This window comes from Enterococcus sp. 7F3_DIV0205 (assembly GCF_002141365.2).
Taxonomy (GTDB): domain Bacteria; phylum Bacillota; class Bacilli; order Lactobacillales; family Enterococcaceae; genus Enterococcus_L; species Enterococcus_L palustris.
On sequence record NZ_CP147244.1, the window covers coordinates 119,925 to 145,213 of the forward strand.

The window sequence follows — 25,289 nt, forward strand, 5'->3', positions numbered from 1 at the left end:
ACTTAGTATAACGTTTTCAATTTTTTATAGTATAATATGTTAAACTAAATAATATAAGAATACGAAACAAAAGGAGAAGCAAATGCCAATTTATTTTCAATTAAGCACAAGCCCCTTACCGATCACCTTAGAAAGTGTTGGGCAACACTGGGAACAAGTTTCAATTCAGCGCCAACACGGTTATCCTTGTTACCATTGGCTCCAGACAGAATCAGGATCAGGAGAAGTTTTAATTAACGATCGACAAGTAATTTTAAGACAAGGAGAGGGAATCTTAATTCCGCCTTTTGTTTCACATGCTTATTATCCACTTGACAAATGGGTTACGAAATTCGCAACTTTTGAAGGGGAAATTAAGGAAAGCTTCCATCAAATTCTACAAAGTAATGCATTTATTACCGCAATGGATACGGTGGAGTTTTCTTTTTCAGATTGGATTGATCAGATTATTTCACGTCATATCAACCAGCAATTAAAACCAATCGAACTTTCCCAACAATGTTATTCTTTTTTTCTTCACTTAAGCCAAAGAAATGAGACGAATATTGTTAGTGAACACCCTTTATACAAACAATATATTGCACCGATAATAGTGGAAATTGAAACACGCTATAGTGAAATCACCTCGATTGAAGAATTAGCTCAGTCAATCTATATTAGCTCACAGTACTTAAATCGTTTATTTAATCGCTTTGTCCAGAAAAGTCCTTATCAATACTTAATGACCTGGCGCCTCAATAAAGCAAAGGAGTTGCTGATCAATTTTCCTCAATTGGAAGTACAGCAGATTAGTTTAAGAGTCGGATTTCAATCCCCAAGTCAATTTATTGCAATGTTTAAACAGAATGTAGGGTACACACCGAATCAATTTCGTCGTTTATATCGCGCCACACAAAACTAAGATGACAAAAAATCAGTAGGTTATTTGCATGTTGAGCAGCTAGTTGATGCATGATGATTTCCTAGTGGAATAGAAACCGGATTTCAAGCAGCGACCTTTTGGTTGCTGCTTTTCTTTTGTTACACCTTCAATGATTGCAACAACATCTGACTCTTTGTACTTTTTACACATTTTCGGATTATTTTAAGAGGTTTTTAGTAAGCGGTTTCAAAAAAGAGGGATCATAGATATAATGATGCGGTAATCATTGAGTGAAAGTGAGGTGCAGGACGAAAGAATTAATGATATTGATAAAACAATGGTTTTGAAAGGAGAACAAACAAGAAATGAAGGATGATGTGAAACAATTACCGCAAGTTTCTTTAATGTTTGTAACGAGTGTTATGTTAGGTTTATCTATTACTGGATCAGGAGTTGCTCTGGCGACTGAAAGGATGGAGGCTGAAACGGAAAAAGAGATAGTACTTACTGAAGAAGCAGTTCTCAATAACGATCGTGTTTTGTATTCTGTTAATGCAGGTACGCCAGATCCGTCAGTGGTACCCAAAACAGAAAAAATGGGCTTGTTACAATCAAATGTCGATCAGAAATTTGAAAAAGATTCAAAAACGGGCATGACTTGGGGAGCGGATCCGGACAATGACTATTCTGTCATGCTCAAATCAGGCAATGATGCCACAGATATTGGCGAAAGCTTTGTCTATATGTCAGATAAAGTGACTTTTGATAAAGAAAAAAGTATGTTGGGTTATTCATTTGAATTACCAAAAGAGAAAATTCCTGGGATGAAAGAACAAACGTATGAGGTTACCGTAGCTTTTAAGCACTACTGGGAAACGCGTTGGCTTAGCGTTATGCTTGAAGGGCAGACGGTAGATGCCGACCGAGAAGTTGGGTATAACGAGTGGGTAAGCAAAACTTTTGTTACAACTGTGACGGATGGTGAATTGAATGTAGCGGTAAAGGCTCCGCGGAGATCTGGTCCAGAAGGCGATCCAATCATCAATTATATCAAAGTTCAAGCAGTTGCAGAAAAAGAACCGATGGCACCTTATACATCGTTTAGTGGGACTGCAGGAGACTTGATGTATGATACAAATGGAAATACCATCCAAGCTCATGGCGGCCAAGTTCAAAAATTAACCGTTGATGGTGAAACCAAGTATTATTGGATCGGTGAAGATAAGACCTATGACTATCGTCCGGTTGGTGGGATTCATCTTTATACATCAACAGACTTATACAATTGGAAAGATGAAGGTGTCGTTTTAAAACCAATGGAAACACGGAATCAGTTTGAAACGGATGATTACTTTAAGTCTCTTTATGGTGATTATTCAGAAGAAAAAAAGGATGACATTTTTATCGATTTAGACCGGAATAATACAGTTATCGAACGACCCAAAATGCTTTATAACGATAAAACAGGCAAATATGTGATTTGGTTCCATGCTGATGGTCGGTTCCCTGGAAGTGATGCTGACTATGGTAAAGCTAAAGCTGGCGTTGCGATTAGTGACAGTCCGACTGGCCCTTTTAAATTACTTGGTAGTTATAAACTGAATTATCATAACGATCCAAATGGCGATTATGGTTTCGATGGTTGGGCTGGTCGTGGTTCAGTGCGAGATATGACATTATTTAAAGATACTGACGGTCAAGCGTATGTTATTTATTCCTCAGAAGGAAATAAAACAACCATTATTTCTAAATTAAATGATGACTACACAAATTTAGCTGTAGATCGTGACCAAGCAACTGAAGGCGTAGATTTCACTCGGGAGTTTATTCACTGGTCACGTGAAGCACCTGCAATGTTCAACTATAAGGATAAATATTACATGATTAGCTCAGGTCAGACAGGTTGGAGTCCAAATCCAGCACAATATGCTGTTGCTGATAGTCCGATGGGACCTTGGCGTGGTATGGGCGATCCTTCCGTAGATTGGGGGGCAAATACTACGTATGATACTCAAAGTACGCATGTTATTCCTGTAGATCCTGAAAACGGCAAATTTATTTATATGGGGGATCGTTGGAATTCTTGGGATCTAAGTGAATCTCGATATGTTTGGTTGCCGATCGAATTTAAACCTGGTAATCAGCTAGCAATTAGAAGAGCTGAGCATTGGACTCTAGATCAACTTGATGGCAAAGGACTATTTGATTTAACTTCCAAAGGACTACCCAAAAGTGTCTTATCGATGGACGGTATTGCAGATTTAATGCCAAACGAAGTCACAATTTCCTATGGCACTGAAACCGAAGTAACACCAGTTGAATGGCAATATGAACAATATAACGGTAAAGAATTAGGGACAGTTTTTATTAAAGGGTATCTACCAGAAAAAGATCAAGATGTATGGCATGACGTTCATGTTGCGCCAAAAGGGTTGCGATACTTCTTTGATAGTGGGGCCGAAAAATCACCATACTTTGATGCTGCTAAAGATTTACTTGGAAACACATTACTAAATACAAAAGCAGATCAAAAATATACGGAAGAAAACAAAGCAGGTTATTTAGGAACGACGAAAGATGAAAATGCAGAAGACTTTGATTTTGATCGCCATAAAGGCAAGCATATCTTAGAAAGTGGTTGGTGGGCGAATAAAGACAAGAGTATTGAGTATGCTTTTGATTTAGAAGCGGGCGTTTATGAACTTGGTGCTGGTTTCCAAGAGTGGTGGAATGCAAATCGTCAAATGGAATTAACAATTAAAATAGAGGATGAACTCCTCGGTAAAGAAACAGTTGCATTAAGTTCTGATAATCAAGAATCTATTGTTAAAAAAGAATTTAATTTAGCTAAAGCTGGCAAAGTCATTGTTAGCATTACGAAAAAAGAGGGTCCTGATCCCGTGTTAAGTTGGTTATCAATTTTTGCAAAAGAGGGTGAAGTAGAAGTTGACTTCAGTGTCTTAGTCGATAAGATAGTAAAAGCCAATAATTTAATTGAAACAGATTATCAAGCAGAAGCTTGGGCAAATTTTGTCATCGCACGTAATGCTGCGACAACTGTTAAAGATAATCCCAAAGCAACTCAAACACTTGTTGATGAAGCAGTAACTGATTTAGAAAAAGCGATTGTTGAGTTAATGAATCATTTGGTAGAGGAAAAACCAGAAGTTGAAAACATTGTTTTGGAAGTAAACGCAATTGAAGTTCTAAAAGTAGGAAAACAATTAACTGTGGTAAGTCATGTTTTACCAGAAACTGCGTCATCCAACTTAACATGGTCTGTTCAAAAAAATGAAGTTGCTAGTGTTAATGAAAATGGGGTTATAACTGGTAAAAAAGTTGGGACAACTTATATTTATGCTAAAGCAGCAAATGGTAAAGAAGCTCGCTTTACTTTAAGAGTGACACGTTAAAAAATTGAAAGGATGGGGACCAATGAACCGAAAATGGAAAGTTATCCTTAGCGTATTGATATTAAGTTTTATTTTTCCGTTAGGTGCACTTGGGGATTCCCGTTATTTCACAGTTTATTTGCCGCTTGAGTTTGGGCTAACTACAACTATGTCCAAAACAACAACGGATTCACTAGATATTGAGCAATCATCAACTAGCCAAGACTCGATATCCAGTGAATCAACTGAAGTGACAATAAAGGCGACAAAACGTTCTATAGAGACTGTTAGTAGTTCGCTTGAGGTAACTATTATGGATCAAAAAGAGCAAACCGATGTTGAATTGCAACAGGAAGGAGAACAATGATGAGAAAAATTAGACGATTTCTTGCTACAGTCTATTTATTTGTGATCATTGTGTTTATTATATTTTCAGTTATCTTGCGATTTAATAATGGTATTAGCTATTTTGGTTATCAAGTGCGTGTTGTGATGAGTGATAGTATGTCACCCGAAATACCTAAAAATAGTCTTGTTTTAGTTAAAGAAATTGGAGAAGAAGTAGCAGTTGGTGATGTTGTGACTCTTGAATTTGCAGGGGAATATGTCACACACCGTGTTGTTGCTATCACCGAAAATAGTCAAGGTGTTGTTTATGAAACCAAAGGAGATACGAATGAGTTTTCGGATGAAAGACAACGACGTAAGGAAGAAATTGTTGGGAAAGTTATTTTTTCAATTCCCAGCCTTGGAACATTTTTTCTACTGATAGGAACATCTCGTGGAATGACTGCATTTATATTGAGCTTACTTCTATTGATATTACTAAGATATTTTTTCACATTATTAAGAGAAAACTCGCCTTCGAGTGAGAAAGGGATAAAATTAGAAACGAGGAATTAAAATGAAGGGTAAAATGGATAATTGGTTAAAAAACAAGAATACAAAACTAGTGTTGACAGGCATAGCGATAGTGCTAGTGGCATTTGGGGCAACTTATGCATGGTGGACAGCTCGGATAGAAATGAAACAAGATGTAACGATGGGAAAATTAAGAATTGCCGCTAGCTTTGAAGAGTTATCCGATCCTAAAGGCTTTGAGCCAGGTACATTTTCAGAAATTAATGGGGAGATTCGCAATGAAGGCGATATTCCTGCGATGGTAAAAATCGACAATAGTTCCCAAATTAAGTTTGCTTATGCTGATGATCAATTCACTGTCATTCCAGTTGAAGATCGTCAGTTTATTAGCGATACTCCCAATGCTATTAAATTATCTTTAGCACCAACTTCAGGCGATTATACCGATAATGAGGATGTTTATTGGTTCAAGGATACTTTGGGACAATTATACGTGTTAATGGAAGCTGGAGCTAGTTTAGCTGTCAATACAAGAGCAGACTATGATGGCGAAATTATGGGAAATAAATACCAAGAAGCTGAAATTAAAATTGGTGCACTTTTAAGAGCAACTCAAGTTATTGACGGAGCGCTGAGTCAAGAGTTTGGGCTATCATTTAAAGAGTTGACTGATGTTCAAGCAAATACACAAAATGGACGCAGTAAACGGACAATTTCAAATGGACAAGTGCGTTTACAAGAGCTAATGGCTCGTGGAAAGTAAAAATAGGTGAATTATATTAATAAAGGAAAAGTTATCTAAGATGTTAATGACTTAATAAGTTAAAAAGTCTACATCTCAATAAAACAAAAGAACGCTAAAACCTCTTAAATGATCAGCACAAAACATTGTGATCAATTAAGAGGTTTTTTCTAACTGTGTAAGCAATCGTTAAAAATAGAACATATTTTGTCTGAATCATGAATTTTTTTCGAAACTTTCCAATATTTTGAGTGAAGTACAAGATTTTCACCTATACTTATGGTAAAATAAATTCAACTTATAGAAGGTTAAACGCGATTTTTAAAGGTAAAGGGCAGGTGGGGCTATGAAGAGATATGAAAAGAACCCTGATGTTAATCGGGAATTTTTGATATTTTCATAATCAAAATGCTTTATGAACGATTTTCCACATTACCACAAGATTGCCTGATTGTTTTACAAAGGGAATCAATCCGAAAAATAAGTGATAGGTTCTAGAAGACTGAGAAAACATCTGAATCGTCAAAATATGTGAGAGGAACTAAAATGAATGAAGAAAAAACTATTATCACTCCAGATGATTTGTGTACTGCTCAGTGTTAATTTAGTGCCAGTAATTGGTCATGCCAATGAATTGACACAAACAGAGTCAGAGTCAAACAACATCGAAGAAGGAACGACGGAAACAACCGAAAGTTCTTCAACTGAAGACACAACTACACCCACAGATTCATCTTCAACAGAAGAAACTGGTACATCAGAAACAACCAATACCAGTACAGAATCTTCAGAGGAAGTACAACCTCCAGAAAGTAGTCATGAGGAAGTACCTGTATCACCGCAACCAAGTACGCCAATTGAAACAGTGCCGGAACAACCTGTTGTTCAACAACCAACAGTCGATCATGCACCTACTGAAGCGCAATTGGATCAAAATATCAAGGTTGTAAAAAATGAACCAACAGAAACGTTCATTCGCCGAATTGGTGAAAAAGCGCGTGCTGTTGGGCAAAAAAATGATTTATATGCTTCTGTTATGATTGCCCAAGCCATTTTAGAAACAGGTTCTGGCAACAGTGATTTAAGCCAACAACCTTATCATAATCTCTTTGGAATCAAAGGGGAGTATAAAGGTGAAAAAGTCGTCTTCTCTACACAAGAAGATGACGGCTCTGGTAGCTGGTATACAATCGATGCTGCTTTCAAGAAATATCCTGGATACAAAGAATCATTTGAGGATTATGCTAAGCTAATGAAAGAAGGCATTGATTCAAATAAAACAATTTATTCAGGTACATGGAAGTCAAATGCCGTAAGCTATCGCGAAGCAACAAAATCGTTAACAGGTGTTTATGCAACAGATACTAGCTATGATCAAAAACTGAATGCTTTTATCGAAGAATATGACTTGACGGAATATGACAAAGAAAAACCATCTACTTCAACCAGTGGAATCATTGTTACAGACAGCCATCCAGATAGTGATTTTAAAGAATACACAGGTGAGAGCTATTCAGGTTCAGAAGCTTATGCTGCAGGAAACTGTACACAATATGTCTATAACCGTATCGTCCAATTAGACGGCTATGTTGAAACAACAATGGGCAACGGAATGGACTGGGGTTCAACAGGTAAAGCCAACGGCTATGAGGTTACTAACAAACCTAAAGCAGGAACGGCCGTTAGTTTCCAACCAACTGTTGCAGGAGCTGATGGGACATATGGACATGTAGCGTTTGTAGAACATGTGTATGATGATGGTTCTATTCTAATCTCAGAAATGAATGTTGCTGGATTAGGTGTGGTTTCATTTAGAGTGATCGATAAAGACACAGCAAATACTTTAGCTTACGTGACACCAAAATAAAAAAATAAGTTAATGATGATGTCGAGTTGAAATACTCAACATTATCATTAACTTTTTTGTTTACCAGATGCCAATTTACTTTTTCTTAACTATTCTATAGAAAACCTAAATGATTTAGGCACAGTTTCTTCAAAACTTCGGGTTATTATGTGTACATACCCAATAACAAACCCAAACAAAACACTTTTTCATTTTTACTCCTCAAGTAAAAAAGAACTCCTTGCCACCGCCTACCCAGCGGTGGTTATTTTTTGTTTACAGTTAAAACTTCATTAGCGCCAAAATTCATATAAATCAGCCATTTTTTCAGAAATTATTTGTTTTAATTTAGAAAGTTCTTCCTGCTGTAACTCTTTTTTTTGAATGAGTAAAACAGACATCGAGTTTAGTTGTAGCACAATAAAATCATTCGTTTCAATACATCGGATGAATACAGACCATTCATAAGTGGAAACAGATAATGGTGTTCTTACTTCAACAGCCTCATCTGTAATAATAAAGTCCTTTTTGATGAAAAAAGATTTATTTGAGGGGTCCTTTAAACTTTTTTTGAGTCTGAAATCAATTTCTTTATAATAGATAATCAGCAATTCTACGCCTATCAACAAAAAAAGTAATGAACTATAAAAAAATATCGGACAATAATGCAGTATGTCAGCTAAGCTGATGGACATAAATTTGAATGTATCTTGTTGGAAGAATTTCCAGATTAAATAAATAGAATTGATAGACAGGAAAAAACTAATAATAGATAAACTTACAAGTAAATATCTTCGATGTTTGTATTTCTTTTTCATATACATTCTATTGAACTCTAACCAACTATTTTCAGTCAAGGTTTGTGTTAATTTTAATTCCATTTTCATCATCTCCTCTTATGGATTATAACGTTTGCTCTGTTGAAAAGAAAGAGGATTTCTTGATAGTCAAAAGTAAAATTAGCGGTGAGTATCTCAACGATGTTGAAAAAAAGTGCTGACCGTAATTTTTACGGTCAGCACTTTTAATTATTTTTTCCACTCAGCAACTTCTTTTGAATGACTATCGATCCAATTTCTAGCCGCTTGTGTAGGATCTGTTCCATTGTTGATTTCTAACATAACAGATTCCATATCTTCTTTTGTCCAATGGAAATTTTTCAAGATATTATAGGCTTCAGGGTTTTCTTTTTCTAAGCCTTTTCTGGCCATTGTATGAATAGATTCTTCTTTACCCATCGTGCCTTTTGGATCTTCTAAATATTTAAGATCATATTTCGCAAACATCCAATGAGGAGACCAACCAGTGATCACGATCTCTTCTTTGTTTTTGATAGCTTGCCCAAGTGCGACAGTCATAGCACCGGAAGAAGAGGTTTCAACTGACCAATCTGATAAGTTATTATAAGCTTTTTGTGTTTTCTCAGCTGCAGCCACAACGCCTGCACCAGGTTCGATCCCAGTGATTTTTTTACCTGCTTGATCTTTCAACTCTTCAATTGAATTGACATCCATATATTGTGGAACAACGATGCCAAGTTTGGCACCTTTCAGATTTTCACCTAAATCATCTACTTTGTCTTTGTATTGTTTGTATTGCTCACCGTGCGTTCCAGGAAGCCATGCGGCAACCATTGCATCAGTTTCGCCTTTTGAGATCGATTCCCACATAATAGCATTATCTAATGGTGTTAGTGAGACATTGTAGCCAATATCTTTTAATACTTCGCCGACCACATGAGTTGAGGCAACTTCTGTATCCCATTCTACATAAGAAAGCGAAATGTTTTTCTCTTCGTTTTTAGCAGAAGAGAAAAGAGTAGAGCCGCCAATCAACGCGATAATTGCCACAGCAGCAATCACGATCCCGCCAATTTTTTGATTTTTTGATAGTTTAGATTTTGTTGGAGCAGTTTTTTTCTTGTTTAAATTCTGAGTAAAACGATCGATGATGATTGCTAGAATCACTAAAGCAACACCATTAACGAAACCATTTCCGACTTGGGCACGTTGTAAGGCAGAAAGAACGCCGCGGCCAAGACCAGGAGCTCCGATCATGGATGCGATAACCACCATAGAAAGTGCTAGCATAGTCGTTTGATTGACACCAGCCATAATCGTGTTTTTAGCTAAAGGTAACTCAAGTTTGAATAATTTTTGCCAACCTGTACTACCAAATGAATCTGAGGCTTCAACAAGTTCTTTCGGCACTTGACGAATGCCGAGGTTGGTAAAACGAACGGTTGGTGGTAAAGCAAAGATCACTGAGGCAAATACCCCAGGAACCATGCCGATTCCGAAAAATGCAACGGCAGGAATCAAATAAACAAAACCAGGCATCGTCTGCATGAAATCTAAAATAGGTGTGATAATGCTTTGGGCTTTGTTACTTTTTGCCATTAAAATTCCAAGAGGTACACCAATAACGATCGATACCACACTAGAAAGTAAAACTAAAGTCACGGTACTCATCAAATCTGTCCATAAATTTTGGTTATAAATGAAAAGTAATCCGATCAGTGTAAATAAACTTAAACCAATTTTCTTATTTGAAATAAAAAATGCAATGGCTGTTAAAATAATAATAAATAGTAGGGGAGGAATCGAAACTAATAGCGAAGTGATTCCGTCCATTAGACTTTGACCCGTTGATTGGAAGAAACTGAAAACACCAGAAAATGTATTCGTCATCCATTCTGTGATCGTTTCGACCCAACTTGCTACAGGTAATTGATAATTATTCATTGATGTTCACCTCTGTTTCTGCTAATGCTTCAAGAACACTGCCTCGAATTACAACACCAAGCAATTTATTGTTGTCAGTTACAGCAACTGGCGTAGGTGAATCATAGATGATCGGGAAGATATCATTGACTAACATATCTTTGTCGATAGAAGTGATATCTGTATCCACATAATCCGTTAAAGGCTTACCAGCTTTACGAGCTTCTAATGCGCGTTCAGCTCTAACGACTCCTTTTAGTTGACGTTTTTTATCTACAGCTAAAAGCATACTAACTTCTTCTTGACGCATACGAGTTAAGGCAACCGTTGGACCATCAATTTCAATATTCGTTGTTAATGCTGGAACCATGATATTTTGAGCGGTTAAGACTTTAGAACGATCAACATCCTCAACGAATGTACGAACGTAATCATTGGCAGGATTCGTTAAAATTTCTTCACCAGTACCGATTTGCATGATTTGCCCATCTTTCATTAAAGCGATGCGATCGCCAATGCGTAAGGCTTCATTTAAATCATGGGTAATAAAGATGATCGTCTTTTTCACGTTTTCTTGTAAATCAACTAACTCATCTTGCATTTCCCGACGAATCAACGGATCAAGAGCAGAAAAGGCTTCGTCCATCAATAAGATTTCTGGGTCATTTGCCAAGGCTCTAGCTAAACCAACACGTTGTTGCATTCCACCAGACAATTGATTAGGAAACTGATCTTTAAACGCCAACAAACTTGAGTTTTCTAACGCTTGTTCTGCTTTTGCAGTCCGTTCTTCTTTAGGAACGCCACGAACTTCTAAGCCATACTCCGTATTTTCTAAGATCGTGCGATGTGGGAAGAGGCCAAAATTTTGAAAGACCATGCTCATCTTATTCCGACGAACTTCTCTAAGACCTTCTTTATCCAATTTTGAAATGTCTTGATTATCAATAAAAATATTTCCAGAAGTTGGTTCGATCAAACGATTCAATAGACGAATCAACGTTGATTTACCACTACCAGAAAGTCCCATGATCACGAAGATTTCTCCTTCTTCTACTTCGAAATTGACATCGTAAACACCGACTGTAGCACCGGTTTTTTTCAAGATCTCAGTTTTATCTTTGTTTTCCTTGATCATATCCAGTGCTTGCTTTGATTTTTTACCGAATATTTTTGTTAAATGCGAAACTTTTACTTTGGGCAAAACAAAATTCCTCCTTATTTTAAAAGCTGAACGAGCTCGTTCAGTCTCGACAGGAAAATAGGAAAATCAGAGGGTGGCGCTTTTCGCCACAATCGGACTTTATCTTTTTCCCGAGAGACTAGCTCGTGAAGCTAGATAACACTAAAAGCATAACGAGCTCGTTCAGTCTCGACAGGAAAATAGGAAAATCAGAGGGTGACGTTTTTTCGCCACAACCTTATTTTATCTTTTTCCCGAGAGACTAGCTCGTGAAGCTAGATAACACTAAAAGCATAACGAGCTCGTTCAGTCTCGACAGGAAAATAGGAAAATCAGAAGGTGGCGTTCTTTCGCCACAACCTTATTTTATCTTTTTCCCGAGAGACTAGCTCGTGAAGCTAGATAACACTAAAAGCATAACGAGCTCGTTCAGTCTCGACAGGAAAATAGGAAAATCAGAAGGTGGCGTTCTTTCGCCACAACCTTATTTTATCTTTTTCCCGAGAGACTAGCTCGTGAAGCTAGATAACATACGCTAACAACGTTCCGCTTTGCTACACCTTGTACTTTTCAACATCAATTCACTTTATTCATTGTGTTTCAAAGCAAAAGCATAATAGGCTCGTTCAGTCGAAGTTATCCTACAAAACTAAATAGCTACAAACGCTCTTTTTATCAGCTACAGTGCTAAAACTTATTCACATGTAAAGAAAATCATTTTCTTTTCTGTAAAAAAGTGACCATTCTAGGTTAACATCGTGTAGTCACTTTGTCAAATTAGGGGCATAGAAATGAGAGAATAGAAAAGAAGAACAGTCAAACATATTCGTTCGATTGTTCTTCTTGTATTATGAATTCGGATAGAAAAAATTTTGGACCCGTTGCAATGTGGATTCATGACCAACAAAATAAATCGTATCGCCAGCAGTTAATTTTGCATAGGGACCAGGAGAGACAAGCAATTCATCGCCGTGTTTGATTGCAATCAAAGTAGCAGAAGTGCTTTGCCATAAATTTAACTCACTGATCGTCATTTCAAGATGAGCGGCATCGTTTGTTAATGTAAAAGTGACTGGATTTAACGGATTGAATGAGTCAAAACGTTTGGTCTGATCAACAAGCTTATCTAAAATTTCTGAGAAATGGCTCAACTCTTCTTTTTGTTTTTTTACACTATCGATCAGATCGTCTTTTAGGTCGTGGATCGATTGAACATCTTGGTATTGTTCAACGAAGAGTTTGGCTTTTTCCATTGAATGAACATAAAATCCGCTGCCGTGTTTCGCCTGCACGATTTCAAGATCAACTAGCACACTGATTGCTTTGCGGGCTGTTTCAGGAGAAACACTATATTTATTAGCCAGAGTAGAACGAGCATGGATCTTATCTCCAACTGGGAATGTTTGATCAGCAATTTTAGCGGCGACATCTACAGCAATCTGCTGATACTTTGGTTTCGTCACATTCATACGTTTTGAAGTCATGTTTGACCGCCTTTCATCAGTTATTTATCTTCTAATTCTTCAAGTTCTAAACTAAGATTTTCCCAGTCAGATAGTAATTGTTCTTGTTGTGTTCTTTGCGATTCTAGCTCTTCATTTAATGACATCAATTTTACGTGATCATCAACAAGTGCTGGATCGGTCATTGATTGTTCTAATTGGGCGATCGTTGTGTCTAAAGTTGCTAAGTTTTCTTCGATTTGTGTAATTTTTCGATTTAGATTACGGAGTATTTTTTGTTGTTCTTTATTTTGATAAAAGTCATTTTTAGGTTTTACAGTTTCGGCTTGTTTAATAGTGGATTGCTCAGCCAGTAGTGCAGCGAGTTCTTCTTCTTCTTTTTTCTTTTCCAAGTAGTAATCGTAATCGCCTAAATACAATTTACTGCCAGTTTCGGAAAGTTCAATGACTTTCGTTGCAATTCGATTGATGAAATAACGGTCATGTGAAACAAATAATAGCGTTCCTTCATAATCAATCAAAGCATTTTCTAAGACTTCTTTATTGTCGATATCTAAATGGTTGGTCGGCTCATCTAAAATTAAGAAGTTTTCTTTGTCCATCGATAATTTTGCCAAAGCAACACGGGCTTTTTCACCACCACTTAAGAGAGGGATCGTTTTTTCCACATCGTTTCCACTAAATAAGAAGCTACCTAAAACATTGCGAATGTCTTTTTCAGGAGTCGTGGGGTGTTCATCCCAAAGCTCAGCTAAAACAGTCTTCGTTCCATGAAGGTTCGCTTGTTCTTGGTCATAGTAGCCGATTTGAACATTCGTACCTAGTGTTGCGCTCCCTTTAATGAAAGGAATACTTCCGATAATCGATTTTAGTAGGGTTGATTTACCGATTCCATTCGGTCCAACAAGGGCAATGGCTTCTTGTCTACGAACATCTAAAGATACAGGTTCAGATAAAATACGAGCATCGTATCCGATAGCAGCATCTTCTACTTGTAAAACAACATTTCCAGAAGTTTTTTCGATAGCAAATAGGAAATTCGCAGATTTTTCATCCCCTTGAGGACGATCTAAACGTTCCATTTTTTCCAGTGTTTTTCTACGACTTTGAGCACGCTTTGTGGTTGATGCTCTAACTAAATTTCGGGCAACAAAATCTTCCAGCTTGTTGATCTCAGTCTGTTGTTTTTCATACGCTTTCCACTCACTGGTTAATTGTTCTGCTTTTAATTCTAGGTATTTAGAGTAGTTTCCTTTGTAATAACGCATTTTATGACGACTGATTTCATAGACTTCAGTAACAACTTTATCTAAAAAGTAGCGGTCATGTGAGACAATTAAAAGGGCACCAGAATAGCTAGGTAAGTAATTTTCCAGCCATGAAAGAGTGTCAATATCTAAATGGTTCGTTGGCTCATCGAGAATTAAAATATCCGGTTTTTGCAGCAACATGCGAGCTAAAGCTAAACGGGTTTTTTGACCACCAGATAATGTGCTGATATGTTTAGAATAAAATTCTTCTTGAAATCCAAATCCGTGCAAGACAGAACGGATTTCATTTTCATAACCGTAGCCATTTTTTTCTGAAAATTCGTGTTGCAATCGATCATATTCTTTCATGACCGATTCATAATTTGTCGCATCTGGCAACAGTTCACTAATGATCAATTCTAGTTCACGCATTCGTTTTTCCATTGTGATCACGTCAACAAAGGCTTCAAGCATTTCATCCCAAACTGTTTTATCAGAATCAAGTCCAGTATCTTGAGCTAAGTACCCTAGACTTGCAGTTTTATTTTTAGCAATCGTACCAGCATCAGGTGCATCAATACCAGCGATTATTTTTAAAAGAGTAGATTTACCAGCGCCGTTGCGGCCGACTAATGCGATCCGGCTATTTGTGCTGATCTCCATTTGTATGTTTTCAAACAAAGTATCAGCGCCAAAATAACGGGCGATTTGGTTTGCTTGGAGTAAAATCATGGGGCATCCTCATTTCTATTTCAATGCCTTTAGTGTAGCATAAATTGGTTGGAAAAAGCACCTATCCTACAGTAAGAGCACAAATTTTTCTAGGACAATTCAAGAAAGTTTGAAAAATATTTCTTTTCCTGAGCTGTTAGATTGCTTTTTATCTAGAACAACTGATATTATGAGAGGTGGATATTTGTCTATATTTAGAGTATTGGAGGTACGATTGTGAAAGACCAAATTATTCCAAAAGCAACGGCACGACGCCTTCCCCTATATTATCGTTATTTGAGAATCTTGCATGATGCAGGAAAAAATAAAGTGTCATCTACTGAGCTCAGTGATGCAGTGCAAGTAGATAGCGCGACGATTCGACGAGATTTTTCTTATTTTGGCGAATTAGGTAAACGTGGTTACGGATATGATGTAGAGAATCTAATGAACTTCTTTGCAAAAACATTGAATGATGATGAGCTTACGAATGTAGCTTTGATTGGTGTGGGTAACTTAGGAAGTGCCTTATTGAAATATAAATTCCATCAAAGCAACAGTATTCGAGTGAGTTGCGCATTTGATGTTAACGACGACATTGTTGGTAGAATTGTCGACGGGATTCCAGTTTATCCAATGAGTGATATGATGGAACAAATTCGGGTACAGCAAATCGAAGTAGCGATTTTGACTTTGCCAGCTAGAAAAGCGCAAGAAGTTGTGAGTCAGCTAGCGGATGCAGGAGTGAAAGGGATTTTGAACTTTACCGCTGCTCGTTTAGTTGCACCACCTGATGTGTTGATTCAAAATGTAGATTTGACGAATGAATTACAAACGTTGATTTACTTCTTACACCATGATAGTGAATTAATCGACACGGATGTTGAAGAAGAAAAAGAATAATTTGAAAAACCTGAGATTTCCCCTTTTATTAAAAGGGCGATCTCAGGTTTTTTTACTGTTCGTACTATCGTTTATTTAGGTAGTTCTATATTTCCGTAATGTAAAACAAGCTGAGCGATCACAACCAGCGTATTCATTCCGCAATGGGCAATGATTGAAGTCCAGATTTTTCCAGTCATTTTGTAAAGAATAGCAAAAAAGAAGCCCATGAAAAAATAAACAAAGAAATGGCCATCTTGATGGATAACAGAGAATAAGGAAGAGCTAATGATTGCTGCAATCCAAAAGCCAGTATATTTTTCTGTCAAACCAATCAAAGAACGGCGGAAAACAAATTCCTCCATAATAGGGCCACCAATAGTTGTAGCTAAAATGAACAGAGGATTAGTCAGAATAATTGCAATAATATTTTGAGTGTTTTCTGAACTAGGTTTAGCCCCAGTGATTGCTGTTTCGATACTAAAGACAACTGCTTGAATGATCATAGCGATTAAAATACCGCTGAAACCTAGTAATGCAGTGAAGACTGGAGAAGTTAGTTTGGCTTCTTGTTCAACGATTGTCGTAGCAGAACTTCTATTTTTGAAATAAAGCCAGATCATCAAGCTCGCACCAAAAATATAAGTGAAGGTTGTACCTCCGATTATGATATCTGGTGAAAATGGTCTGAAAATAAATGGAGAAAAAAACACAAGTCCATACAGTAAAATCGTTGCAATACTTAAGTTCTTTATAGACATATTTCTTGGCATATAAAAACAAAACTCCTTTCGAAAATTACAGAATACAAAAAGTATACCATAGCTAACCACTGTTTTAGCAGATGATTATTTCTTATGATTATTTCGATACCCTAGTAGTAGAAAGATAAATACGAAGAAAAAGGCGGCTTCCCATAAAGTAGTTGTCCAGTCAAAACGTCGGTTTACCCCAAAGAAGAAATTACCAACATTCGCAATAATTAAATAAAGTCCAGTTATCGTTAAAGCTCCAGTGATCCGTTGTTTCATTTCAATCGCCTCTCTTTCTGTTTTTATTTTACCACGAAATGAAGAATAGCGAAGAAATTGAGCTATTTAAGTTCAATGGGACGAAATATACTGATTTTTTTAACTTGTCAAAAACAGGGAGTTACTCAAAAATGATGAAAGAATTATTTTATAAAATTAGTCAAAAGACTTGCAAAACGAAAGGGAAATGAGTATTATAAATAGTGTGAGTTAGCACTCGGTTATGAAGAGTGCTAATAAAGGAAAATATTTTTTATGGAGGGATTTATTGTGTTAAAACCATTAAGCGATCGCGTCGTTATTGAAGTCGCGAAAGAAGAAGAAAAAACAGTAGGAGGCATCGTCTTAGCATCTGCTGCTCAGGAAAAGCCTCAAACAGGAAAAGTTATCGCAGTAGGTGAAGGCCGTGTATTAGAAAACGGTACAAAAGTTCCTGCCGATGTTAAAGAAGGCGACACAGTAATGTTTGAAAAATATTCAGGAACAGAAGTGAAATATGAAGGAAACGACTATCTGATCGTTTCAGGCAAAGACATCATTGCAATCGTCGAATAATTATTGTTTAACGTAATCAAGCATTTTAAATAGAAAAAATAAAATTTTGAGGTGAAGGAATTATGGCAAAAGAAATTAAATTTGCAGAAGATGCACGTGCAGCAATGCTTCGTGGAGTAGATATTTTAGCGGATACAGTAAAAGTAACATTAGGTCCTAAAGGTCGTAACGTTGTTTTAGAAAAATCTTTTGGTTCACCATTGATCACAAATGATGGTGTAACGATTGCTAAAGAGATCGAATTAGAAGATCACTTTGAAAATATGGGCGCGAAATTAGTTTCTGAAGTTGCTTCAAAAACAAATGATATCGCAGGTGATGGTACAACAACTGCGACAGTCTTGACACAAGCAATCGTTCGTGAAGGATTGAAAAACGTTACCGCTGGTGCTAATCCATTAGGAATTCGCCGTGGGATCGAATTAGCTACAAAAGCTGCTGTTGAAGAATTACACAATATTTCAACTGTTGTTGATTCTAAAGAAGCAATTGCTCAAGTTGCAGCTGTTTCTTCTGGTTCTGACCGTGTTGGACAATTGATTGCTGATGCAATGGAAAAAGTCGGCAATGATGGTGTCATCACAATCGAAGAATCAAAAGGTATCGAAACAGAACTTGATGTAGTTGAAGGAATGCAATTTGACCGCGGTTATTTATCACAATACATGGTGACAGATAATGATAAGATGGAAGCGGCGTTAGAAAATCCATATATCTTGATCACGGATAAAAAAATCTCGAACATCCAAGATATCTTGCCTTTATTAGAACAAATTTTACAACAAAGCCGTCCACTATTGATCATTGCGGATGATGTTGATGGAGAAGCCTTACCAACATTAGTATTGAACAAAATTCGTGGAACATTTAACGTAGTAGCAGTTAAAGCACCAGGCTTTGGTGATCGTCGTAAAGCAATGCTTGAAGATATCGCTATTTTAACTGGCGGTACTGTGATCACTGACGATTTAGGACTTGAATTAAAAGATACGACAATCGAAAACCTTGGGAATGCAAGCAAAGTTGTTGTAGATAAAGACAATACAACCATCGTTGAAGGCGCAGGAGAAAAAGCTGCGATCGATGCTCGTGTTCAATTGATCAAAAACCAAATTGCAGAAACAACATCTGATTTTGACCGTGAAAAACTACAGGAACGTTTAGCAAAATTAGCTGGCGGAGTTGCCGTTGTCAAAGTTGGAGCTGCAACTGAAACAGAATTAAAAGAATTAAAACTACGTATTGAAGATGCATTAAACGCAACTCGTGCAGCTGTTGAAGAAGGAATGGTTTCTGGTGGCGGTACTGCACTAGTGAATGTTATCGGCAAAGTCACTGCTTTAGAAGCAGAAGGCGATGTTGCAACTGGTGTGAAAATCGTTGTTCGTGCTTTAGAAGAACCAATCCGTCAAATTGCTGAAAACGCTGGATACGAAGGCTCAGTAATCGTAGATAAATTAAAAAATATTGATTTAGGTATCGGCTTTAATGCGGCTAATGGCGAATGGGTAAACATGGTGGAAGCAGGAATCGTTGACCCAACAAAAGTTACTCGTTCAGCATTACAAAATGCAGCATCGGTTGCGGCATTGTTATTAACAACAGAAGCAGTCGTTGCAGATAAACCAGAACCAGCAGGCGCTGCAATGCCTCCAATGGACCCTTCAATGGGAATGGGCGGCATGATGTAGGTACTAAATTAAGAACCTTGATAATCCAAGGTTCTTTTTTATATACATAAAAGTGTAGTGTTCAAGGGGGGGCAACTGAGCCAAATTAATAGAACTTGTTTAAAAAATTTTTACTTAGGAGGGTTTTGACGATTTTTTGTAGGTTATTTATATTCTTATTTAGACTGAATTCGATATAGTCAGATGATGTTACCGAAAGAAAGTCAAATCCTAAAGGACAAGAAAAGATGGTGGTTTTTGTGAATCAAACATTTAAAAAAACTGCAACTTAATCTTGTTTCTATAACAATGGTTTGAAGGATAGTCACAAAACGATTGATAAGGAGAATACTTATGAACAGAAAAAGCTATACAGGAAAAAATGTATCGGTTTCAGGACCATATTCACATGCTATTGATGCTGGAAACTATATTTTTTTCTCAGGGCAAGTTGCTAAAAACAGCACAACTTATGTTGAAGAAACCGGCAGTATTAAGGAGCAAACAAAACAATGCTTTATTAATTTACAAGAAGTGATGAAAGCATCATCTGTAGGCCTAGATGATGTGGTGAAAGTTAATGTCTATCTAACGAAAATGAAGTATTTCGAGGATATGAATGAAGTTTATAGAAAAATATTCAAAGAACCTTTTCCAGCTAGAACATGTGTCGGTGTTCAGGAGTTACCATTGGGTGCAGATATTGAAATAGAAGTAGTAGTTTATAAAAAATCTAAGTAATTGTGCCCAAATAGAATCGCCAAAAATATGATAATATTGCTATCAGATCAATTGCGAAACTGTTGGATAGACAGAAAAAAGTAACCTAACATATAACGATGTTAGGTTACTTTTTTTATTAACAAAGATGTATTCATTAATTGAAGTAAGGCATAATCAAAAACTGCTGAATGCTTGTTAATACGAACAAATGAACCGGATAAAACCAGTAAAAAAAGTACTTCCACTGTTTGCCACGCTTGCCATTATAAAAATAGATTAGAAAGAAAGCGATTGGACCAAACAAGCTATTTTGTAAAAGAATTATTGCTCCTAAAAGACATTTTAATAAACGAAAATCTCTAAATAGATACAAAACGACAATCAATAAAACCCCAATCCAACCACCGTAATCCGTATGGAGCCATTCCGCCAAGAAAATACCAGTTCCGATCAGCCCCAAAGAAAGGATGGTCGTTGCCATAGATCGTGTAGCTAATTTTTTTAACCCAATAATCACAATCAACCCAATCAACAACGTAAAAAAGACATTTTGGCTTCTTAAATCAATAAGTTGGTGCGAAAAAGCTAAATCATAAGGAACCTCAGAAATTAAAGCGAATAGTGCTAAACGTACTAGGTACCGTTTCGTATTTGAAGTATGGAGAAACCCTTCCACTAGTAAAAAACAAAAAATCGGAAAAGCAAGTCTGCCAATTAGAATAAATACTGGAAAAATAGCCTGAAGTGATTCAGCCAAAGGATCAGGTTCAGAAGTAAAAGGAAGTGACATCGCTAGAGAAGGCTGAAAAGAAATGATTTTCGCCGTGTGATCAAGTAACATGGCAAAAATGGCAATCCATTTCAATTGGCTGCCAGAAAGAAAGTGAGGAGTTTCCAATCGTGTGTCTCCTTTTCTAAAAGTTATTTTGTTGTCTTATTTTACCACAGATAGTTCTATAAATTAGTTGATTATTGAAGAATTTCCTCGAAACAAATAAATAAAAAACTGTCAATAAAAGTTATAGTAAACTCATCATCAACAGTTTTTGGATATTATATAAAAATGATATTGAAATTAGATATATTTTAATTAAATGGTGAAAAAAATAAGATATATTGTTATAATAAAACTGCGCTAAAGTAATGAAGATCTTTCTTGTATGTAGCAGTTATAAGAAAATAATAATACTGAAAATTGTCTAATAGCTTTGATTTCTAGCTACTAATTCATTGTATATCAAAAATAGGAAGCAGTCTATAAGTAAAATATCTGTTTTTTATCATTTTTTTAATAAAATTGATAAAAAAATGAGAAAAGTTAGTTGTTGTTTTTGACGAAATATGGAAAATAGATGGATTTTATTCTGATATTTATTCTATATATCCTATTTGCTTCAGTAAAGAGCAGTGAGTGCATATTGGAAAATAGCTTTATATTTTTTAGCCGTCAAATAAGCCGTCAATTTTTTTGGGAAAGGGTGTCGTGTTTTGAGTAGAAAAGGTGAGAACATTTATAAAAGAAAGGATGGTCGGTGGGAAGGTCGATATATGAAAGCGAGAAATGAGCATGGCAAAATTATTTATGGCTATATTTATGGGAAACGATACAGATACGTAAAGGAAAAATTAGCTGAATTGAAAGTTCAGTATTCATTTACTCATAAAAATATTAATTTATATAAAGGAACGGTTCAGGAATGGTTAAATCATTGGCTGAATGTATTGATGCGTAAAAAAATCAAAATGTCCACTTATTCAAGTTATCGTTTGCGCATAGACAAATACATTATTCCCTTTCTAGGAAAAAAGCAATTAACCCAATTGAAAAGTCGAGATATCGAAGAATTTGCCAATTACCTCACTCATATAAATTTATCCCCTTCGACTATTCGTTCAATCATAACTGTATTAAAAAGTGCAATGAACAAGGCTTGTATTGAAAATTACATTCTGTCTAATCCATGCAAAAATCTATTCTTGGCAGCGACCACAAGTTCTGAAATATCAGCACTAAGTATGAGAGAACAGGATAAAATCGAACAAGTTGCGTTAAGGGAAAAAAACTGTTCAGCGGTTATTTTAGCTTTATATACAGGTTTGAGAATAGGCGAAATCAGTGGCTTAAAATGGAGTGATATCGATTTTGAAAAGAATATCATTTATGTAAGAAGGACACTTTATAGAATTCCTAGTACAACAAGCCGGAATAAAACAGAAATTATACTAGCTGAACCAAAAACGAAAAGCTCTAAGCGTTCTATTCCTTTGGCCAAAAATTTAAAAAGCTACCTATTAAATAAGCAAAAAAGTAAATCTTCTGAATATGTGATTTCTTGTAAAGGAAGTTATGCTGAACCAAGAGTCATTAGTTATCGATTCAGCAAAAGCATTGAAGAAGCGGGAATCAGATCTGTTCATTTCCACGTTTTACGTCATACATTCGCGACAAGATGTGTAGAACAGGGCATTGATATTGCGACATTAAGTAAATTATTGGGGCATGCTTCTATAAAATTGACCTTAGATACGTATACAGATTCTCTTTGGGAAAATAGAAAAGCAGCTGTTTCGGTGATTGATAACAAACTTAGCATGGATTCTGTTACTTCATAAATACAAAAAGTTCCAGAACAAACGAATAACTCGTTTGTTCTGGAATTTTTTTACAAATTGACGTTGCACGATTATATGTTTTTTAAGCCGTCAAAAAATGGTCAATGTCATTCTAAAGTCTAGCTAAATCACCATAAAATTGTCTTTTTCTTATAACTGCTACATTCAAGAAAAAAGTTTAGTCATTTTTAGATACATCGCCGTTTTGTCCATTTATTAAGCCCTTAATGAATAGACGCATTACCTATTATAATCGTAAATTTAGAATTTCTAAACTCTAAAGTCTTCAATGTTTGCAGAAAGTTAAGGTTCAAAGATTAAATCAACAAAAAACATAGAAAAATGATGGTAAGGGAGGGCATCAACAATGTATGTGATTGGGTACATTGCATCAAATAATGAAATAAGTGAGCAACATACAGACCTATTTGAATTGCTTCGCTGTCAGGTTCAAATGATCAAAAAAGAAAAAGTCGTTCAGCTCCTTGAACAAGATAATAACCTATTACAACATATAGAAACGTTGATCATTGAAGAAAATAGTCTAAGTGATTTTAATTTGGTTTGTGAATTGATCATGAACTTACGTAAGCAAACGACAGTACCACTTTGGATTTTAACATCATCTGATTATACAAATCGAACGAATCGAATTGTCTATTTGCAGCTTGGAGTAGATGGCATTTTCAATAAAGAACATGGATTAGATGAACCTATTTTAATGATGAGAAATCTAGTGCAGCGGCATAAGCGGCAGGAAACACCAAAAAATCCAATGATCAGTGAACCTGTCGAGTTTAAACTGATACCGCAGAATTTAAGTGTCAGCTTAGATGATGGAGAGGAAGTCAACTTAACGAAATTAGAATTTTTAACTATTGAGTATTTACATAAACATGCCCGAAAAACAATGACGTACGAAGACATTTATAAAAATGTCTGGAATGACAGTTATGGAAATAGAAAGTATCGCGTATCTAATTTAGTCTTTCATTTACGAAGAAAACTGGAGTCAGACATTGAAAAACCAAAATACATCAAAACAATCCGTTCCAAAGGGTATATGCTGAATATTTAGCGTCAAAAGATAGTAATGATTTAGGAGGAAAAGACATGCGTAGATATTTGATTTTAGTTAAGAAGGTCATTTGCGAAACAGGCTAGAATTAACGGGCTAAGTCAATTGTTGCTCGTTTGTCTGGAAAGGAGGGACAGAGTAGAACGTTTCGTAAACGATATAAAATTTTAGGAGGAAAAAGATTTGAAAAAAACACATGTATTGAAAAATGGGTTACTGACATTGGCAGCGACTCTTGCACTAGGAGCAGTAGTATTAACAGTACCAACAACAATTTCAGGAAGCCCAATTGTGGCTTATGCAGCGGAGGAAACAGCTGAAGTATCAACGATTGCCGAATTTGAAGCAGCTTTAAAAAATCCTGCGATCACTGTGATCAATGTGAATCAAAGCATTCAATTCACTAAAAACATCACAAATATTCCTAATCGTGATTTAACGATCAACGGAAATGCGGATAAAGGTGTCGTGATTAATTCAGCTCACAACTCTATCTACGGGAAACAAAACACAAAGGGTAAAAATCTAGTAACAATCACTAACGCGAATATCGTTGGTGCTGATAGCGATGGACGTTTCTTTACAGGAGGATCTGGTAATGGTCCTTCAAGTTATGGTTGGGATGTTTTAGCCAAAGATGTTACGTATACAGGTGCTCGTTTTGTTCATCTTAGTGAAGGAAAACTAACATTTGACGGAACAAATAATATTACTACTCGCGCAGAAAATGCTTGGGTTCACGATTTAGAATTCAAAGCTGGTTCTACCTATAACGGTATTGCTGCAAATAAAGACCATGGTCAATTTTCAGCATTCTACTTCAACGGTGCTTTGATTAAAGGCAAAGCAACTGGTGAAGCAATTATCGGTGATAAAGCAAAAGTAAATGTAAAAATCGGACCACAAAGTAATGTTAACCATTACTATCCAGTTTTTTATGACAAAGTTCAAAAAGTAGATGTTGGGACAGATGCGTCACTTGATGTTGATGCAGCTGGGGTTGCTTTCCAATTTATTCCTCGTGCAGATTACGTGAACAAAGTACCAACGTTCAATCTAGCTGCTGGAAGTAAAGTTCACTTGAATGGCCGTGGTGGCGGAAACTATGCAACGATGAAATTACAATACTACGGATCAGAAGTAAATGTTTCTGAAGGTGCTGAATTAGTGGTTACTGGTAACAGTTCAAAAGCTGTTATTGAAAGTGAATATAAAGGTGCGGTAATCAACTTAAATGCGCCTGAAAACTTTGAAGTAACAAATAAAAAAGCAAATTCAAAACTGTTCTATTCAACAAATACGACAATCAATGCAACAGATGTAAGTGAAGTAGCGACATGGGCTCAAACTGGCGGCGAATATGAATACACACCAGTTTATTTAGACGCCGGAGATTTTTCACTGAACTTTGGTAAAATTTGCAACAGTAAAACATTATCTATTACAGGCGATTTATCACCTAACTTTGCTTTAGAGAATTATGGAAAAATTTCTTTAGTTGGCGGCGGTGCATAATTTTTCTGTTCAAAATACGAAGCTATCAACAAGTATAGTTTAAGGTAAAGTTTTGTATAAATAATGAAATACGAATTGAGGACGTTGGGGAAATTTTTTGAATGACTTCACTGGAAAAAGAATTTCTCTGGCGAGTCAACAGAGAATCTTCCCAACTGTCTTATAGAATAAGCATACGTCAACTGTAAT

21 protein-coding genes are annotated in these 25,289 nt (G+C 36.2%); 13 read left to right on the forward strand and 8 right to left on the reverse strand.

Going from position 1 to position 25,289, the window contains the following annotated elements; genetic code table 11:
- Positions 1-82 precede the first annotated feature (82 nt).
- From A5821_RS00585 to A5821_RS00610, 6 genes are all read left to right on the forward strand, one after another.
- The gene (locus tag A5821_RS00585; protein WP_086312391.1) at positions 83-901 is read left to right on the forward strand and encodes a helix-turn-helix domain-containing protein; all 819 of its coding nucleotides are present in this window, start codon (positions 83-85) and stop codon (positions 899-901) included.
- A gap of 326 nt (positions 902-1,227) precedes the next feature.
- On the forward strand, positions 1,228-4,275 hold the full coding sequence (locus tag A5821_RS00590) for a family 43 glycosylhydrolase (RefSeq protein WP_086312393.1): 3,048 nt from the start codon (positions 1,228-1,230) through the stop codon (positions 4,273-4,275).
- A 22-nt stretch (positions 4,276-4,297) separates the two neighbouring features.
- Positions 4,298-4,621 (forward strand): hypothetical protein, encoded by a 324-nt coding sequence (locus tag A5821_RS00595; RefSeq protein WP_086312395.1) that lies wholly within the window; start codon positions 4,298-4,300, stop codon positions 4,619-4,621.
- Positions 4,621-5,157, forward strand: a complete 537-nt coding sequence (locus A5821_RS00600) for a signal peptidase I (RefSeq protein WP_170922919.1) — start codon at positions 4,621-4,623, stop codon at positions 5,155-5,157. Before A5821_RS00595 ends, A5821_RS00600 begins: the two co-directional genes overlap by 1 nt.
- Before the next feature lie 13 nt (positions 5,158-5,170).
- Positions 5,171-5,878 (forward strand): hypothetical protein, encoded by a 708-nt coding sequence (locus A5821_RS00605; protein ID WP_139844033.1) that lies wholly within the window; start codon positions 5,171-5,173, stop codon positions 5,876-5,878.
- A gap of 529 nt (positions 5,879-6,407) precedes the next feature.
- A complete protein-coding gene (locus tag A5821_RS00610; RefSeq protein WP_086312402.1) occupies positions 6,408-7,724 on the forward strand; it encodes a glucosaminidase domain-containing protein in 1,317 nt (438 codons plus the stop codon).
- Between the two features lie 272 nt (positions 7,725-7,996).
- Here A5821_RS00610 and A5821_RS00615 read toward each other — a convergent pair whose 3' ends face one another.
- The 5 genes from A5821_RS00615 to A5821_RS00635 all read right to left on the reverse strand — a co-directional run bounded on the left by A5821_RS00615 (position 7,997) and on the right by A5821_RS00635 (position 15,054).
- The gene (locus A5821_RS00615) at positions 7,997-8,584 is read right to left on the reverse strand and encodes a YcxB family protein (RefSeq protein ID WP_249921810.1); all 588 of its coding nucleotides are present in this window, start codon (positions 8,582-8,584) and stop codon (positions 7,997-7,999) included.
- Between the two features lie 147 nt (positions 8,585-8,731).
- Positions 8,732-10,447: an ABC transporter permease/substrate binding protein gene (locus tag A5821_RS00620; RefSeq protein WP_086312406.1), complete on the reverse strand. Its 1,716-nt coding sequence runs from the start codon at positions 10,445-10,447 to the stop codon at positions 8,732-8,734.
- Positions 10,440-11,630: a quaternary amine ABC transporter ATP-binding protein gene (locus A5821_RS00625; protein ID WP_207110983.1), complete on the reverse strand. Its 1,191-nt coding sequence runs from the start codon at positions 11,628-11,630 to the stop codon at positions 10,440-10,442. Before A5821_RS00625 ends, A5821_RS00620 begins: the two co-directional genes overlap by 8 nt.
- An 827-nt stretch (positions 11,631-12,457) precedes the next feature.
- On the reverse strand, positions 12,458-13,093 hold the full coding sequence (locus A5821_RS00630; protein WP_086312410.1) for a TrkA C-terminal domain-containing protein: 636 nt from the start codon (positions 13,091-13,093) through the stop codon (positions 12,458-12,460).
- A 20-nt stretch (positions 13,094-13,113) separates the two neighbouring features.
- Positions 13,114-15,054, reverse strand: coding sequence for an ABC-F family ATP-binding cassette domain-containing protein (locus A5821_RS00635; RefSeq protein ID WP_086312412.1), 1,941 nt, complete (start codon positions 15,052-15,054; stop codon positions 13,114-13,116).
- A 216-nt stretch (positions 15,055-15,270) separates the two neighbouring features.
- Here A5821_RS00635 and A5821_RS00640 point away from each other — a divergent pair, with 216 nt between their 5' ends.
- Positions 15,271-15,936 carry a redox-sensing transcriptional repressor Rex gene (locus A5821_RS00640; RefSeq protein ID WP_086312414.1) on the forward strand — a complete coding sequence of 222 codons (666 nt, stop codon included), beginning with the start codon at positions 15,271-15,273 and terminating at the stop codon, positions 15,934-15,936.
- A gap of 71 nt (positions 15,937-16,007) precedes the next feature.
- Here A5821_RS00640 and A5821_RS00645 read toward each other — a convergent pair whose 3' ends face one another.
- Together A5821_RS00645 and A5821_RS00650 are read right to left on the reverse strand one after the other, a co-directional pair.
- Positions 16,008-16,676, reverse strand: a complete 669-nt coding sequence (locus A5821_RS00645) for a CPBP family intramembrane glutamic endopeptidase (RefSeq protein WP_170922991.1) — start codon at positions 16,674-16,676, stop codon at positions 16,008-16,010.
- A gap of 87 nt (positions 16,677-16,763) precedes the next feature.
- Positions 16,764-16,946 carry a hypothetical protein gene (locus tag A5821_RS00650; RefSeq protein WP_086312418.1) on the reverse strand — a complete coding sequence of 61 codons (183 nt, stop codon included), beginning with the start codon at positions 16,944-16,946 and terminating at the stop codon, positions 16,764-16,766.
- 270 nt (positions 16,947-17,216) lie between these two features.
- Here A5821_RS00650 and groES point away from each other — a divergent pair, with 270 nt between their 5' ends.
- The 3 genes from groES to A5821_RS00665 all read left to right on the forward strand — a co-directional run bounded on the left by groES (position 17,217) and on the right by A5821_RS00665 (position 19,912).
- Positions 17,217-17,501: a co-chaperone GroES gene (groES, locus tag A5821_RS00655; RefSeq protein WP_086312420.1), complete on the forward strand. Its 285-nt coding sequence runs from the start codon at positions 17,217-17,219 to the stop codon at positions 17,499-17,501.
- Positions 17,502-17,563: 62 nt separating this feature from the next.
- Complete coding sequence (groL, locus tag A5821_RS00660) at positions 17,564-19,192, forward strand: chaperonin GroEL (protein ID WP_025868464.1); 1,629 nt, start codon at positions 17,564-17,566, stop codon at positions 19,190-19,192.
- 333 nt (positions 19,193-19,525) lie between these two features.
- Entirely contained in the window at positions 19,526-19,912 is a 387-nt protein-coding gene (locus tag A5821_RS00665) for a RidA family protein (protein ID WP_086312422.1), read from the forward strand.
- 136 nt (positions 19,913-20,048) lie between these two features.
- Here the strand turns inward: A5821_RS00665 and A5821_RS00670 are convergent, their stop codons facing one another.
- Positions 20,049-20,792 carry a TraX family protein gene (locus A5821_RS00670; RefSeq protein ID WP_086312424.1) on the reverse strand — a complete coding sequence of 248 codons (744 nt, stop codon included), beginning with the start codon at positions 20,790-20,792 and terminating at the stop codon, positions 20,049-20,051.
- 650 nt (positions 20,793-21,442) lie between these two features.
- Between A5821_RS00670 and A5821_RS00675 the strand changes: the two genes are divergently transcribed.
- The 3 genes from A5821_RS00675 to A5821_RS00685 all read left to right on the forward strand — a co-directional run bounded on the left by A5821_RS00675 (position 21,443) and on the right by A5821_RS00685 (position 25,100).
- On the forward strand, positions 21,443-22,507 hold the full coding sequence (locus tag A5821_RS00675) for a tyrosine-type recombinase/integrase (RefSeq protein ID WP_086312426.1): 1,065 nt from the start codon (positions 21,443-21,445) through the stop codon (positions 22,505-22,507).
- Positions 22,508-22,874: 367 nt separating this feature from the next.
- Positions 22,875-23,585 carry a winged helix-turn-helix transcriptional regulator gene (locus A5821_RS00680; protein WP_086312428.1) on the forward strand — a complete coding sequence of 237 codons (711 nt, stop codon included), beginning with the start codon at positions 22,875-22,877 and terminating at the stop codon, positions 23,583-23,585.
- A 183-nt stretch (positions 23,586-23,768) separates the two neighbouring features.
- Positions 23,769-25,100, forward strand: coding sequence for a pectate lyase-like adhesive domain-containing protein (locus A5821_RS00685; protein ID WP_086312430.1), 1,332 nt, complete (start codon positions 23,769-23,771; stop codon positions 25,098-25,100).
- Positions 25,101-25,289: the final 189 nt, after the last annotated feature.